The following is a 13,647-nucleotide window of genomic DNA, read 5'->3' as shown; positions in this document are numbered from 1 at the left end:
GGAGCCTCGTTGTACCATGAAGGTAATACCATAATGAGGAAATGAGGTGGCAATTCCTTGAAATCCATTGTTCCATTGCTTCATAACATCCCCCTCTTTCAAGAGCTAACGGAAGAAGATCTAGTCGGGATTGCACCACTTTTTACAATTAAGAAAGTAAAGAAGGGAACTATCCTTTTTAAAGAAGGAGAAGTTGGCGAGGAATTGTACTTAATCCATTCAGGTGTCGTGAAAATATATCGTCTGGACGAGGCGAAAGAAGTCACACTAGCTTTATTCCGGGACGGAGACTTCTTCGGAGAAATGTCACTGCTCAGTAATGGCATGACCCGCTCAGCAACAGCAGAGACCATGGCAGCCAGCACGATGTATGTGCTTAGTCGAACCGCATTCACTTCGTTCATGGAAAAGAGCCCTAGGCTATGCCTAAAGCTCCTGGAAACGACGATGCAACGATTACGACATGCCAATGATCAAATCTATGATTTGACGTTCCTTGGCGTGCGTTCACGTATTATTAAAACGATCCTTCGACTGTCTGAGCAGCACGGTATCTCTACGCCAGACGGTCTACTTATTGATGTAAAGCTGACTCATCAGCAGCTTGCCAACTTAGTTGGTACGGTGAGGGAATCCGTCACGAAGGTCCTGCAGGAATTGCTTGATGATGAGTTGATACACATAGATAAAAAGTTAATAACGTTAAAAAATATCGAGGCCATTCAGGCCGAAATTCGTTAAGATTGTAGTCTGCTGCTAGCAGCTAGTCTTCGTTGCGGTCCTGCCATTCTTTGATGATTCGGACAAACACATTGGGGAACGCATAATTCTGGAGATCCTCCGGCCCTACCCAACGGTAATGGAATGGAATCCATTCCTCCCCCGTACTTGGGCGATTCGCGTCACCGAGCTTAGCGCGGTATACCTTCATTTTCCACACAATATGACTGAAAATATGCTCCGTATCCATGAACCACTCATCGGGCTGAATACCGATTTGCTCTTGCTCGGCAAGTGCCTTACGAAGCTCGGACATATTGTCCTCATCGGATTGCCATCCGGACGACGGCCATTCCACATGTGGGAGCTCCCACATGCGGGCTAGCAAGCCCTCTTGCGGGCGCTGTCTGATCAACCATTTGCCTGCATGCTCACCTGTACCTTCGATGAAAGCCACTGCCCGCAGCTCTGGACGTGGCGGTTTGGCTTTCTTTTTGATGGGCAGGGCTTCTTCCATGCCCGCTTCACGCGCTGAACAGTGTGCCATGACAGGGCACGTCAAGCAGTGTGGTGATCTCGGCGTACATACCATAGCCCCCAGCTCCATCAGGGCTTGGTTGAAGTCGCTGGCGGTCCCTTCCAAAATGAGCTCGCGCGCGAGCTTCTCCATAATCGTCCGCGTGGACGGCTTCATAATATCTTCTTCGATGAGAAAATAGCGCGAAAGCACGCGCATCACATTGCCATCGACAGCCGGCTCCGGCTTATTATAGGCGATGCTCAGAATCGCCCCTGACGTGTACGGCCCGACGCCTTTGAGCGCGGAGATATCGGCTTTATTTTGCGGGACAATGCCCTCGTAACGTTCGTGAACTTCTCTTACAGCGGATTGAAGGTTCCTCGCACGTGAATAATAGCCAAGGCCTTCCCACGCTTTGAGTACATTTTCTTCCGGAGCCGTCGCTAATGCCTCAACAGTTGGAAATTGATCCACAAACCGATGGAAATACGGAATCACCGTATCCACGCGCGTTTGCTGCAGCATCACTTCGGAAATCCATATATAATAAGGGTTTTTACTTCTTCGCCAAGGTAAATCACGTTTATGTGTCTGGTACCAATCCAAGAGGTTCTTGGAAAAATACATCTTCTGTTCTTCGCTGTACATGGGCTCTCCTTCTCTATGGGGCACGTTCAAGTTATAATAGATGAATAGATATGGTACCATTATACGAGAAGTGCGGAACATAAAACTAGAGGTGAATGTATGCAAACGTCGAAGCAAGCTGATATGACTAAAACTAGTCGACAACAATTAGAAAATAAAAGAAAAGATTGGCTGCGTGATGCACAAGGCTTAATCACCCTGCTGTTTATTTGGGGCGCGGAATGGGTATTCAGCGCAATCATTGATTTCGCCCTGTACTGGCGTGACCTGGATTGGCTGAAGCAAGCCGCTTTCGTTACGGCCGTGGTAGCCAGCTTGATCCAAATTTGGGGCATGCGGAAACTGTTTAACACGGGGGAAACGCGTACGACGGATGATACTGTCAAAAGTGGCTGGGGGCATCCGATATTCCTCGTGCTGCCAGGAGCACTGCTCGTTGCTGCCGTTGCGTTCATGGAGGCAATTGGTGCGGTGAACCCTTTTTTCGCCCCTATCCTGCGCGCATTCCTACTCGCGATTGGTTTCGTGCAGGTCGGGCTGTTGCTTGGCAGGCCTCTTATTTATTTGGGCGTGTGGTTATTCGCGCTGGCCGCGGTGATGGGCGTGTGGTATTTGGGGTATTCCGGTGTGATTCTCGAGGGAATGGGCGGCATCAGCCTGCTTGTGAGCGGTTATATGTTGCGGGTTTGGGCGAGATAGGGAGCTAGTTAAACCCCAACACAACCAGCTAACTGGAAAACCTCCAGCTAATTTGAGAGAAATTCATGCTTTCCAACGATTAGATGGATTTTCTGCATCTATTTTCACCGAATTTGGCTACTTATGCTACATCGGCTGAAATTAACGGCAGAAAATCCATCTATTTGCTTTATTAGCTGAAATTCCATGCATTTAAATGTAGAAAATCCAGTTATTTGGCATTTGGGTACAAATTGCTGCATATGTGGAAGTCGCTCGCTACTTACACTTGCTCAACAATCGCATACGCCGCAGCCATAGAGCCCGTATGCGTAATGCTGATGTGAATACGATGACTGCCTTGAAGCCCTGCACGCAGCATGGCTTCTTCTTTCACGGTACAGACCGGTTTGCCAAGTGCATCCGGCAGCACTTCTACATCCTGAAAACCAATCTGCTTGCCAATGCCGCAGCCGATGGCTTTCACGATCGCTTCCTTCGCAGCGAATCGCCCAGACACAAACTCCGCGAGCCGTCCGCGACGCTTCTGTGCCAACTCCCGCTCCGCCGGTGTCAAAACACGCTCCAGAAACCGATCGCCTGAAGATCCCTCTACCATTTTGCCTATTCGCTCAATTTCAATTAAATCCGTTCCGACCCCAATGATCATCGCTCAACTGGCCTCTTTTCTACTAACGATACGCTTTGCGTACAATTTAACCGATTCCTCCACTAAGGTCAAGTAAATGGACATACACAAGATCCATTGCTTACGTCGAGGTAAGTAAGTAACACTATTTTCAGGTCTTATGCTGATCTGTATCAGGCGTTATACTATGCGTAGAACTTATAGCATAGGAGGCCATCATAGTGAAAATCATGCCACTGGAAAGACGCGGAATTTCGAACAGCCGCATAGTCTTCGGATGTATGGGATTAGGCGGAGATTGGGCCGGCAATCCATTAACCAAGGAAGATTACATCACCGCTGAAAAAGCTGTAGAAGCCGCATTATCAATTGGAATTACGATGTTCGATCATGCTGACATTTATAAAAGAGGGAACTCAGAGACCGTCTTCGGTCAGGTTCTCAAAAATAGACCTGATTTGCGCGACCAAATCATTTTGCAATCGAAATGCGGGATTCGTTTCCAAGATGATCAGAACCCACAGCGTTTTGATTTTAGCAAAAATCACATCCTAAGCTCCGTCGATGGTATTCTCGGTCGTCTTGGGGTCGAGCACATCGATATCTTGCTGCTGCACCGTCCGGATCCGCTCATGGAGCCTGAAGAAATCGCGGAAGCTTTCAATACGCTGCGCTCAGCGGGTAAAGTTCGCCACTTCGGCGTGTCCAACATGACGTCTGCGCAAATGCGCTTCATCCAAAACTCACTTCCTGAGCCACTTGTTGTGAACCAGTTGGAGTTGAGTTTGGCTCGCTTAGATTGGATCGAGCAAGGCATTCTGGTGAATCAGAAGGTAGGATCCAGCGTCAATTTCGCCGATGGCATTCTTGAATATTGCCAAATGAATGATGTTCAAATTCAGGCATGGGGCCCGCTCGCCAAAGGTAAGTTCTCTGGCGGCGCTACTGAGGACGCGCCTGAGACCGTCAAGAAAACAGCCGCGCTTGTTCAGAAGCTGGCCGCTGAGAAGGAAACGACGCCAGAAGCTATTGTGCTCGGCTGGCTCATGAAGCATCCGGCCCGTATTCAGCCGGTCATCGGCACTTCCTCCGCCAAGCGTATCGTCGCTTGTGAAGACGCGGTTCGCATCGCGGATACCATGACGCGCGAAGAGTGGTACGCGCTGCTTGAAAGCTCCCGCGGCTTGCGCATGCCGTAGCCGTTTATACCCTGAGTATCTGCGTGCCCACGCACATAAGGCCGTCCTGCAGTAGATAAATCTACTTCAAGACGGCCTCTCTTACGTTCAACTTATCACTTCACGCAAATCCCGATACTCCTGGGGGCTAACCCCCTCCATCTCTTTGAATACTCGGCTGAAATGCTTCACATTCTCGAAGCCAGCCCGCTCACTGATCTCGTAGACTTTGAAGTCAGTCGTTGCGAGCAGCTCGCGCGCCCGCTCAATACGCAGCCTTTTCAAATAATGAACGAAGCTCTCGCCGGTGTACTCTTTGAAAGCCTGACTGAAATAGGAGTAATTGAATGACACATGATTCGAAACCATGGCCATATTCAAATCTTTATCAAAGTTCTCCTGGATGTATTGTGTGGCTTTCTTCATTTCTCTGTGATCGATATGTAACGTCTTCATCGTACGCACATACGCATTGAGTCGATCCACCAGACCCTCCACACTATGAAAATAATCGGAGAAATAATAGAAGTTAGCGATGTCCCCAACCTTTTTGAACAACCGCAGGATCTCCACAGACTCTCCGCCATACACATGAAATACTTTATCGAAAACAAGCTCGTTCAGGGCTTTGCTCACAGCCTCCACATAGGCGATATCGAAGCGAGCCACGGTTTTCATGTCCAGTATTTCCAATAGCAGCGTGGACATTTCCTTATTGCGGTCCGTCCCGAGCATATTGGCGATTCTTTGAATCGTAGCAACAGGCACAGTGAAATCCTTATTTTTATGACAAATGCTTTCATAGCTCACACTGCCTGGCCCTGACTGCAAGAACGTGTACTTAAGCGCCTCTAGCGCTTCCGTATACGCAGACTGCAATCGCTCCGCTCCACGTGTGTAGTCACTTACGCCCATGCTATACATGAAATACCCCGCCATAGCGATCCGCTCCGTCAAATATGGAAATAAGTCTGCCTGCTCTGCAATTAGCACTAACTGGTTTTCTTTATCTAGCACGATCGCATGCCGATTACGGCAGTGGTCTGGAACATGAGCAAGCTCATCTTGGATACGAGCCAAGAATTCAGAATGCTTCATCCCTGTTATCGTTCCCCGATAGTGAAGCACGCCGACTTGAAAACCCGCCTCCACCCAAGCCATGTCAATCTGCCCCAGCTTGCTCCGCATAGTTTCCCTGTCCATATGGGAGTGCCTGAGCAGATAACTCAACTGACTCTCCTTGAAAGCTTCCCGTTGTTGTAAGGAGTTGCTCAGTTGCTCAGATATCTGCTCCTTCAGCTTCAGATCATTCTCTAAACGAACTAGCGTGCTCGACAGCTCATCTCGAATAATAGGCTTCAGGAGATACTCCTTCACCTCGCAACGGATCGCTTCCTTCGCATAGGGGAAGTCATCATGCCCGCTTAGAATGATAACTGCCGGCTTCAGAACCATCTCTTGAATACGATTGATCAGCGTAATCCCATCCATCACAGGCATACGAATATCTGTAATGACAATATCTATCGTGACGCTTTGCAATAGCTGCAACGCTTCTTCGCCGTCCCCAGCAAACTCGAACGTATACGTTTCCGGAAATTCGCGGGCAATCATGGCTTTCAAGCCAAGTCGGATATTTTTCTCATCGTCAACGATAAGTATGTTTCTCATTCGTAGACATTCCTCCAGATAATATCAAATAAGGCAGCTTCATAAATACTTTGGTATACGTCCCCTCCGCACTCTCTACCCAAATCCCATACTCGTTCCCATAGTACATTTTGATTCGCTGCGTCACATTGCGCATACCGATGCCGTTGCCTTCCTGCTCACGTTCAGACCTATTCCCATATTTGTTATGAAAATAAGCGTCCTCCATATGCATCTTCTCGTGAAGCTCTTCCAGCTGATGCGTTGACATGCCTGCGCCATTATCTCCAACCTCAATGAGCATGCCATCCGCACTCTCGCTTGCACGAATCCAGATCGTAACACCCTCCCGCCTGGCCCGATCAATATTCATCCCGTGCTTCACCGCATTCTCCACAAGGGGCTGCAGCGACATCTTCAACACTTCTTGCCCTAGATAACTCTCGGGTATATCTAATTTCAGTTCTAATTTATCATCATAACGAATGTTCATGATCGCGATGTAATTCTGAATATGCTGGATTTCATTGCGTAGCTGAACCTGATCGCTGGACCACTTCAGACTGTAGCGCATCATGGCGCCAAGTGACGTCAATGCATTAGAAATCGTATACTGCGCTTCGACTTCGGCCATCATTTTTAAATTTTCCAACGTGTTGTATAGGAAATGGGCGTCGATCTGATTTTTCAATGAACTCAGCTCTGCCTCTTTCGTCGCCGCTTGCTTGTTCACAGCTTCCACGATGAGCTCATTCATTTTTTTCATCATTTGCCGGAAATGATGGGCCAACTCGCCCACTTCCCCGCCAGCATCCATATCAATTTGTACATTGAGATCGCCTCTGCGCACCTTTTTCATCGAGTCACGCAGGATATGCAATTTCTTCAAGATTAGCCCTTGCAGGAAATATGTAATAGCTGACAATAACGCAATTAACACAACAGCTGCTGCAATAAATAGATTGCGGGTATGATGGATTTGCGTCACGGGTTCTTTTAAAGACACCACATTCAGCAAGTGAGCATCCAAGTTTTCGATGACCGTTGTCAAAATGAGATACGGCGTATCCCCGATGGTTACAGTGAAATTAGACCCTTCGGGATGCGAGTTGGCGTTCCACGCTTGGCGTAGCAGATCCATGTTCATGCTTTTGAAAAACGTATCGCCATTCCCCGTGAACATCCCACCATGTCGATCGATAACGATCATGTGCGACTGGCCATCCTGAATGGGACTGAACAGCTTCTGAAAAAACTTCTCCATCAGCATATCCACCTCAAGAATCGCAACACGCGTGTTCTTCGGGTAATAAATCTCTTTCAACAGAGATACATACGTCCAGCTGGCTTCATTATCCGTGTTGTACCGATTCATAATATCTTTCTCATTCTGCAAAATTTCCCATCGAGCCTCGCCCTTCCGCTCCAGTACATCCTTATACCATGGGCGATCGGCAATCCGGCTTTCTTTGAGAAAAATGGGCCAAATCTCCTCCGTATTCGGATTATCCGTAAACAAGCGAACATTCGCTATACTCGGGTTGTTAAATAGGAGCCGCTGTAAATTTGAAAACGTATTCATATTAAAATCAACAAGTTCGGACACTTCAAGCTCATGAGCGCTATGCAGATATTGTATAACCTCTCTGTCCGTTATCGAAAACTGAGCAGCACGTCCCATCGCTTCAATATTGTTAAGGATACTCGCCTTCTCGCTCTCTAAAGCGTACTGGTTATTGTTCACGGTGTCTTGAATCGTATTCTGGTAAAACTCATTAAATAAATACCAAGATATCAATATAATGGGAATCAAAATAATGATGATATACGCTCCGATTAGTTTCGTTTGAATGGAGATACGGTTCGTCATCTGCGTCATCCGCATTTTCCCTTTGCCCAGCATAGATCCCATGGCCTCATATCCCGTCTTTCTTTCGGTAGTTCTCTTATTTTAAACTAAAATACAGCGATGCGAGAACTATTTGCGGCGAAAAACCCGAAAACCCGATAGATTCGGGCTCTCAGGTCATTTTATTGATTTACTTTGCGGACGCGGCAATTTTCTTCGTGTTCGATTCAAATTCTTTCTGTTGGTAGGCCCGCACCTTATCTAATCCAGCTGCTTTTCGATCTTTTTGGTATTTATCGAACAATTGATCGAATTCAGCATCCGTCTTGGCTAATAACAGCTTCGGAAGCGTTTTGCCCCACGCCTGGGCGATTTTCGTATTGGCAATTCCCTCTTCCGATGTCCCTGTTGGCACAATGTTGTCGTACTGCGAGAAGCTCTTCGACTTGCCCTTCGTCCACTCTTCAGGCTGTTTAATTGGTTCCACGCTAGGCGGCGCCCATTGCAGATTCATGTTGGTATCCATGAGCATCCAGAAGGTGTAGGACGAGCCGTATTTTTTATCAAAAGCAGCCCGGTCTTTGTTCATGAGATCCAGCACTTCTGGCTTAAATTGATCTTTGCCATTGATGGTGTCATAGCTTACGCCTTTTTCACCAAGGTACAGATCCTTGTTGCCTTCCTCACTAATGAGGTAGCTCAGGAATTTAATCGCTCTTGCTTTGTCCTTCACGTCTTTGGAAATCAAGGTCACTGTCCAACCGGAGATACCAGGACCTGCTAGGGTTGGCGGGCTTTTTGCAGCATTCGCTGGACCGTCTACGGCGATATAGACTTTGTTCGGGTCTTTTTGGTACAGGGAAATATTTTGATTCGCTAAGTCAGAACGTTGATACAACATGGCAAAATAACGGCCTTGCGCAATCTTTTCTTCCATTTGAGGGCGCTTATCGATAAAAATATCTTTAGCCAGCAAGCCCATTTCATTGGCTTTACGGAACGTTTTGAGCCAGCTCACGAACTCTGGATCTGTGGAACGATCGTAGAGCTTATTATCTTTCTCATACGGAATCGCTAAGAAATTCTGCAGCATGGAACCATTTTGACCAGCATCAAGCAGTGAACTATTCCCTAAGTCTCCGAACTCATGCAAACCTAGCGGAATTAACGGCTGACCGTTCACATCAGGGAACTTCTCTTTCGCAGCCTTAAGCGCGTTCAAGAACCCTTCTTGTGTTCTCATATCCGGCTTACCAATTGCCTCATACATATCTTTGCGAACCAGGAACGTTTGATTGGATACGAAGTTTTGCCCGTATTTCTTATAGTCCTCGGAGGAGGAGGAAGCGTTCGGATAACCATAGAAATTGCCATCTTTCTGTGTGTACCACGATGTTTTAGCCGGGTCAGCAACCTTAATGAAATAAGGATCATACTGTTTGGCAAGCTCATTTAGCGGAAGCACCATATTCCCTTCGATCATTTTCTTCACAGCATCTTCGTACCAACCTAGCGTGATAAAATCAGGCAGCTTCCCGGAAGCAATCATCGTATTCAGCTTCTCGTTCTCATTGCCAGCAGGCACGATAAAGTTGATATTCACACCGGTTTTCTTAGTTATGTACTGCGAAGTGGCATCAACGCCCCATTTATTAGGAAACCAAGAAAAGTTAAGATACCAATCGAACGTAATCGGCTTCGTATCGGATTTCCAACCTGGATCATTTGCGTTAGCCACAGGTGCAGCGGATTGTGCTGCAACTTTATCTGCTGCTTTGGTAGCCTCTGGGCTTGCGGTGCTGGTGTTGGTCTCTTTATCCGTTGTACAGGCAGTTATTGAAAAAGCTGTAAATAAAGCAAGCAAGGTCGTTAGCGTTTTGCGTGGTTTCCTCATTGGCGTTTCCCCTTTTCGGATTCATAATGTGTAATCTCTGTACAATGACAGAGCTGGCCACCTGAATGACGTGATGCTTGAGATGGTTAACCTTTAATCGAGCCGATCATAAAACCTTTTACAAAATACTTCTGTAAGAATGGATAGACCAACACGATAGGTAATGTGGTCACAACCATCGTTGCGAGCTTAATTGACTGAGACGATACCGTCTTCGCCACACTTCCCGTCGTTGCGGCCATCATTTGATTGGAGCTGGACTGCGCAACTACCCGATAGAGATACGTCTGGATGGGTTGAAGCTCGCTTTTGTTAATATAGATCATCCCGGTAAAGTAATCATTCCATTGATAAACGCCGTGAAAGAGGGCAATCGTAGCGACGACAGGCATGGAAACCGGCAGGATAATTTGGTAAAAGATTTTGAAATCATTTGCACCATCAATCTTGGCGGCCTCTTCCAACGCGTCCGGAATTTCTCGGAAGAAGGATAAGAAGATAATGAGATCAAAAAAGCTGAACATCGCCGGAATAATATACACCAGAAAGCTATCGAGCATCCCTAAATCTCGGATTAACAAGTAGTACGGAATTAAGCCTCCGCTGAAAAATAAAGTTACCGTACCAATCAGCATGTAGATGTTGCGGCCGATTAACTCTTTGCGAGAAAATGCGTAGGCGACCATCGCTGTAAAAAGTACGTGAACTACTGTACCTATCAGTGTTTTCGCTACAGTTACTCCCATCGCAAGCATAATGCCATTATTCGCAAATACAGCCCTATAGCTGTCGATGCTGAACACCCGTGGCCACCAATAGATCCCCCCTCGCATGGCGTCATTCCCTTCATTGAAGGAATTGACGAGCACATACCAGATCGGGTAAATGGTAACGAAGCAGATGACTAGCATGAATATAAAGTTGAAATAATCGAATGCAGCCTCTTTGTAGGTTCTGCGATTCAGGGAAAGCATCGTTGGCTCACCTCCTTGCCTAGAAGCATTATGTTTTTAAAATAAGGATGTGTTATTGAGTCGTTTGGTAATGAAATTCGCCGAAAGCAGTAAAATAAGTGAGATGAGAGACTTAATTAAGCCGACCGCAGTAGCATAGGAAAAGCGGCTCTGACGAAGGCCTACTTCATATACATACACATCAATTACGTTGCTGGCGCTGGCGTTCAGTTGGTTTTTGAGTACGAGAATTTGATCGAAGTTGGAGTTCAGAATACCGCTCACAGATAGAATGAACAGAATCGTGATCGTTCCTTTAATCGAGGGAAGGGTCACATAGAACATTTTCTGAAAGCATCCTGCCCCATCGATCGTAGCCGCCTCATACATATCCGGAGATACGCCGGCCATCGCTGCCAGATAGATAATTGCCGACCAGCCAAGCTCCTTCCAAATATCAGAAGTAATGATAATACTCCAAAAATATGAAGGCTCTGCGAGATAACTGACAGGCTCTTGGATGATATTGAGCGCTAGGAGAACTTTATTGACTAAGCCCACGTCAGCTAACCATGTGGCAAGTATGCCACCGAGAATAACCCAAGATAAGAAGTGGGGTAAATAGGATATGGTTTGAACCAGCTTCTTAAAACGGATAGAACGAAGTTCATTCAGAAATAACGCGAACACGATGGGAAGAGGAAAACCAATGACGAGCTTGAGTACGCTCATCCCGACGGTATTTTTAATGACACTAGCCAAATTATCATCTTCCAGAAAAGCCTTGAAGTGCTCAAGCCCCGCCCAGGGTGCTGCGGATATGGGTTTCACAATATTGAAATCCTTGAAGGCAATGATGATCCCGTACATGGGGACATAGTGAAAAATGATCATCCACGCGACGCCCAGCAGCGCCATCACCTGCAAATATCGCTGTGCGTATGCGATGCGGAGCAGCCTTGAGGCAGATTTGCGGAATGGGACTGACTTGTGATTCGGAGTGACGATGTCCGTCTCCGTCTTCATTTCTGGCTGCACCTCCTGTGTCTTCGTCCTTGTAAGCACTTTCACTTTACTCATTATAGGTCTTCTATTCCGGCGATGTAAGGCTTCAAATTTCAGCTATGGTTACTATTTTTTGGGTGACTTCTACTCCTAAAACCGCTTCAACCATCCAGCCTATTCTACGCCGCACTAAACAAATTAATGGATTTTATGTAGTTAATTTTGCTACTTCTCCCCATTTGGGAGCACTAGATGGATTTCCTACAGTTAATTTCCAGCAAAGTCCACCAAACGGCCAAGCTCCCTGATATTAGCTGTATTTTTTCCATCTATTCGCTAAATCTTAGATAATTCGGCAATATTAGCTGTATTTTTTACAGATATTTGATAAAAAAAAAGACCCAAGGCATACTTTGCCTCGGGTCTACTTCGATTAGGTTTAATTACTTGCTGGTACGGCTGTCGGCGCTGACGGTAACTCCCTTACTACTGGGGCTGCTGCTGGGGCTGATCTTGGCTTCATCACTTCTTGGGATGCCGCTGGTGCTGATTCGGGCTTCCTCACTTCTTGGACTGCTGATGGCACTGCTCCTGGCTTTCTTACTTCTGGTACTGCTACTGGTGCAGCTGCTGATTCGGGCTTCCTTACCTCTTGAGCTGGTGCAGGTGCTGGTCCTGATCTGGACCCCTCAGTTACTTGCGCTGGTGCAGGTGCTGGACTTGACTCCACTGTCGGAGTAGTTGGAGCAGTTGGTGTCACTACGTCGATAGTCTTGGTTTCGCCTGCGGTTTCAACTGAGGTATTCTTATCCGTCCCCGTTGTTAGCGCAGATGTATCTGTTGCCTTCTGATCAACAATCGGTGCAATCGATTCCGTTGCTGATTTCTTATCTTCACTCGCATTCGTCAACGAGCAACCACTAATGATGAGAATGGCAGCCAAACCAAGGAACGACCACCGGTAGGAATTAAATTGAAACTGTTTAATCATCATAATTCTCCTCTTTAACTGTGACTTGTTTCCGGATAAATGAACATTACCTGGTACACTTACGGGTCGCACATAGCTTTCCAATAATTGAATGAGTGTATATCCGTATTCTTCTCTTCGAGCTGGTTCTATATAAGAAAGGGCTAAAGCATCGCTTGCAATCTCCTGGTCTTCACGCATCCGTTGATGCGCGTACCAAAGTACAGGGTTGAACCAATGAATAATCAACAGAAATTGCATCAGCCAATTGACACCAATATCATTTCGTTTGCAATGTGCCAGTTCATGTAGAAAAACATGCCGTAATTGCTCATGGTTTAAACTGTTAATGACCGACTGCGGTATGACTAAACAGGGATTCCTGAAGCCAAATAACGTAGGCATCGACAATACATCTGATACCACTAATGTGACCGGTTTATGTATCGACATTAGCTGTCGGCACTGAGCGAATAACTGTAATATGCCGTTGTCTGTGATCGATCTCGTTTCTTTCGTTATTTTCAGCGCAAATTTACGGTTGATCACGAAAGTATATATCGCAAATAGGACGATTCCAAGCACCCATACGTACATCGCATATTTATACAAAATATCCGACAACGAGTCACCAATTGCCAATTCCTCGTGTGTTCCTATCTCATTTGCTGGATTGATTTCGTAAATCGTATCAGGGTAGGATAACCAATTATAAATGCTTAAATTGCTCTCCAAGTGCCAAGGCAGGAGCAGTCTTACGAGCACCAACAACCACATGAGATAGTGCCATCTAGGTTTTATCCGTTTATGCAGGATGCGCTGAATCAGCATAATGAACACAACTGTAATGGTTGCCATGATCGATACCGATAAGATCCATTCAAAAAAACCTGTAAGAAGTTCACTCATTGGGTTCACCTTCATCCCTCCCTT

At 46.4% G+C, this 13,647-nt stretch carries 11 protein-coding genes; 3 read left to right on the top strand and 8 right to left on the bottom strand.

Annotated elements, in window-relative coordinates:
* Window positions 1–57 precede the first annotated feature (57 nt).
* A complete protein-coding gene (locus ACSQ8O_RS33100) occupies window positions 58–741 on the top strand; it encodes a Crp/Fnr family transcriptional regulator (protein WP_436245163.1) in 684 nt (227 codons plus the stop codon).
* Window positions 742–763: 22 nt separating this feature from the next.
* Here ACSQ8O_RS33100 and mutY read toward each other — a convergent pair whose 3' ends face one another.
* Window positions 764–1,888 carry an A/G-specific adenine glycosylase gene (mutY, locus tag ACSQ8O_RS33095; protein WP_436245162.1) on the bottom strand — a complete coding sequence of 375 codons (1,125 nt, stop codon included), beginning with the start codon at window positions 1,886–1,888 and terminating at the stop codon, window positions 764–766.
* 99 nt (window positions 1,889–1,987) lie between these two features.
* On the opposite strand from mutY, the gene ACSQ8O_RS33090 reads away from it, so the two are divergent.
* Window positions 1,988–2,587, top strand: coding sequence for a hypothetical protein (locus ACSQ8O_RS33090; RefSeq protein ID WP_436245161.1), 600 nt, complete (start codon window positions 1,988–1,990; stop codon window positions 2,585–2,587).
* Window positions 2,588–2,849: 262 nt separating this feature from the next.
* Here ACSQ8O_RS33090 and acpS read toward each other — a convergent pair whose 3' ends face one another.
* Window positions 2,850–3,236 (bottom strand): holo-ACP synthase, encoded by a 387-nt coding sequence (gene acpS / locus ACSQ8O_RS33085; protein WP_436245160.1) that lies wholly within the window; start codon window positions 3,234–3,236, stop codon window positions 2,850–2,852.
* A 200-nt stretch (window positions 3,237–3,436) separates the two neighbouring features.
* Between acpS and ACSQ8O_RS33080 the strand changes: the two genes are divergently transcribed.
* Complete coding sequence (locus ACSQ8O_RS33080) at window positions 3,437–4,414, top strand: aldo/keto reductase (protein ID WP_436245159.1); 978 nt, start codon at window positions 3,437–3,439, stop codon at window positions 4,412–4,414.
* Window positions 4,415–4,501: 87 nt separating this feature from the next.
* Here ACSQ8O_RS33080 and ACSQ8O_RS33075 read toward each other — a convergent pair whose 3' ends face one another.
* From ACSQ8O_RS33075 to ACSQ8O_RS33050, 6 genes are all read right to left on the bottom strand, one after another.
* Window positions 4,502–6,064: a response regulator gene (locus ACSQ8O_RS33075; RefSeq protein WP_436245158.1), complete on the bottom strand. Its 1,563-nt coding sequence runs from the start codon at window positions 6,062–6,064 to the stop codon at window positions 4,502–4,504.
* A complete protein-coding gene (locus ACSQ8O_RS33070) occupies window positions 6,042–7,955 on the bottom strand; it encodes a cache domain-containing sensor histidine kinase (protein ID WP_436245157.1) in 1,914 nt (637 codons plus the stop codon). Before ACSQ8O_RS33070 ends, ACSQ8O_RS33075 begins: the two co-directional genes overlap by 23 nt.
* 127 nt (window positions 7,956–8,082) lie before the next feature.
* A complete protein-coding gene (locus tag ACSQ8O_RS33065; protein ID WP_436245156.1) occupies window positions 8,083–9,786 on the bottom strand; it encodes an extracellular solute-binding protein in 1,704 nt (567 codons plus the stop codon).
* 86 nt (window positions 9,787–9,872) lie between these two features.
* Window positions 9,873–10,760, bottom strand: a complete 888-nt coding sequence (locus tag ACSQ8O_RS33060; RefSeq protein WP_436245155.1) for a carbohydrate ABC transporter permease — start codon at window positions 10,758–10,760, stop codon at window positions 9,873–9,875.
* 36 nt (window positions 10,761–10,796) lie between these two features.
* Window positions 10,797–11,765, bottom strand: coding sequence for an ABC transporter permease (locus ACSQ8O_RS33055; RefSeq protein WP_436245202.1), 969 nt, complete (start codon window positions 11,763–11,765; stop codon window positions 10,797–10,799).
* Window positions 11,766–12,183: 418 nt separating this feature from the next.
* Entirely contained in the window at window positions 12,184–13,623 is a 1,440-nt protein-coding gene (locus tag ACSQ8O_RS33050; RefSeq protein WP_436245154.1) for a M56 family metallopeptidase, read from the bottom strand.
* Window positions 13,624–13,647: the final 24 nt, after the last annotated feature.

It is taken from the genome of Paenibacillus sp. LjRoot56 (genome assembly GCF_964253335.1).
GTDB lineage: Bacteria > Bacillota > Bacilli > Paenibacillales > NBRC-103111 > Paenibacillus_E > Paenibacillus_E allorhizoplanae.
Note: the sequence above shows the minus strand (reverse complement) of the source record. Positions and strands in the feature narration are given on the sequence as shown.

Coding starts and splice junctions, on each gene's coding strand:
- mutY (WP_436245162.1), bottom strand. CDS start 1,888: ATGTACAGCGAAGAACAGAAGATGTATTTTTCCAAGAACCTCTTGGAT.
- ACSQ8O_RS33090 (WP_436245161.1), top strand. CDS start 1,988: ATGCAAACGTCGAAGCAAGCTGATATGACTAAAACTAGTCGACAACAA.
- acpS (WP_436245160.1), bottom strand. CDS start 3,236: ATGATCATTGGGGTCGGAACGGATTTAATTGAAATTGAGCGAATAGGC.
- ACSQ8O_RS33075 (WP_436245158.1), bottom strand. CDS start 6,064: ATGAGAAACATACTTATCGTTGACGATGAGAAAAATATCCGACTTGGC.
- ACSQ8O_RS33070 (WP_436245157.1), bottom strand. CDS start 7,955: ATGGGATCTATGCTGGGCAAAGGGAAAATGCGGATGACGCAGATGACG.
- ACSQ8O_RS33065 (WP_436245156.1), bottom strand. CDS start 9,786: ATGAGGAAACCACGCAAAACGCTAACGACCTTGCTTGCTTTATTTACA.
- ACSQ8O_RS33060 (WP_436245155.1), bottom strand. CDS start 10,760: ATGCTTTCCCTGAATCGCAGAACCTACAAAGAGGCTGCATTCGATTAT.
- ACSQ8O_RS33055 (WP_436245202.1), bottom strand. CDS start 11,765: ATGAAGACGGAGACGGACATCGTCACTCCGAATCACAAGTCAGTCCCA.
- ACSQ8O_RS33050 (WP_436245154.1), bottom strand. CDS start 13,623: ATGAGTGAACTTCTTACAGGTTTTTTTGAATGGATCTTATCGGTATCG.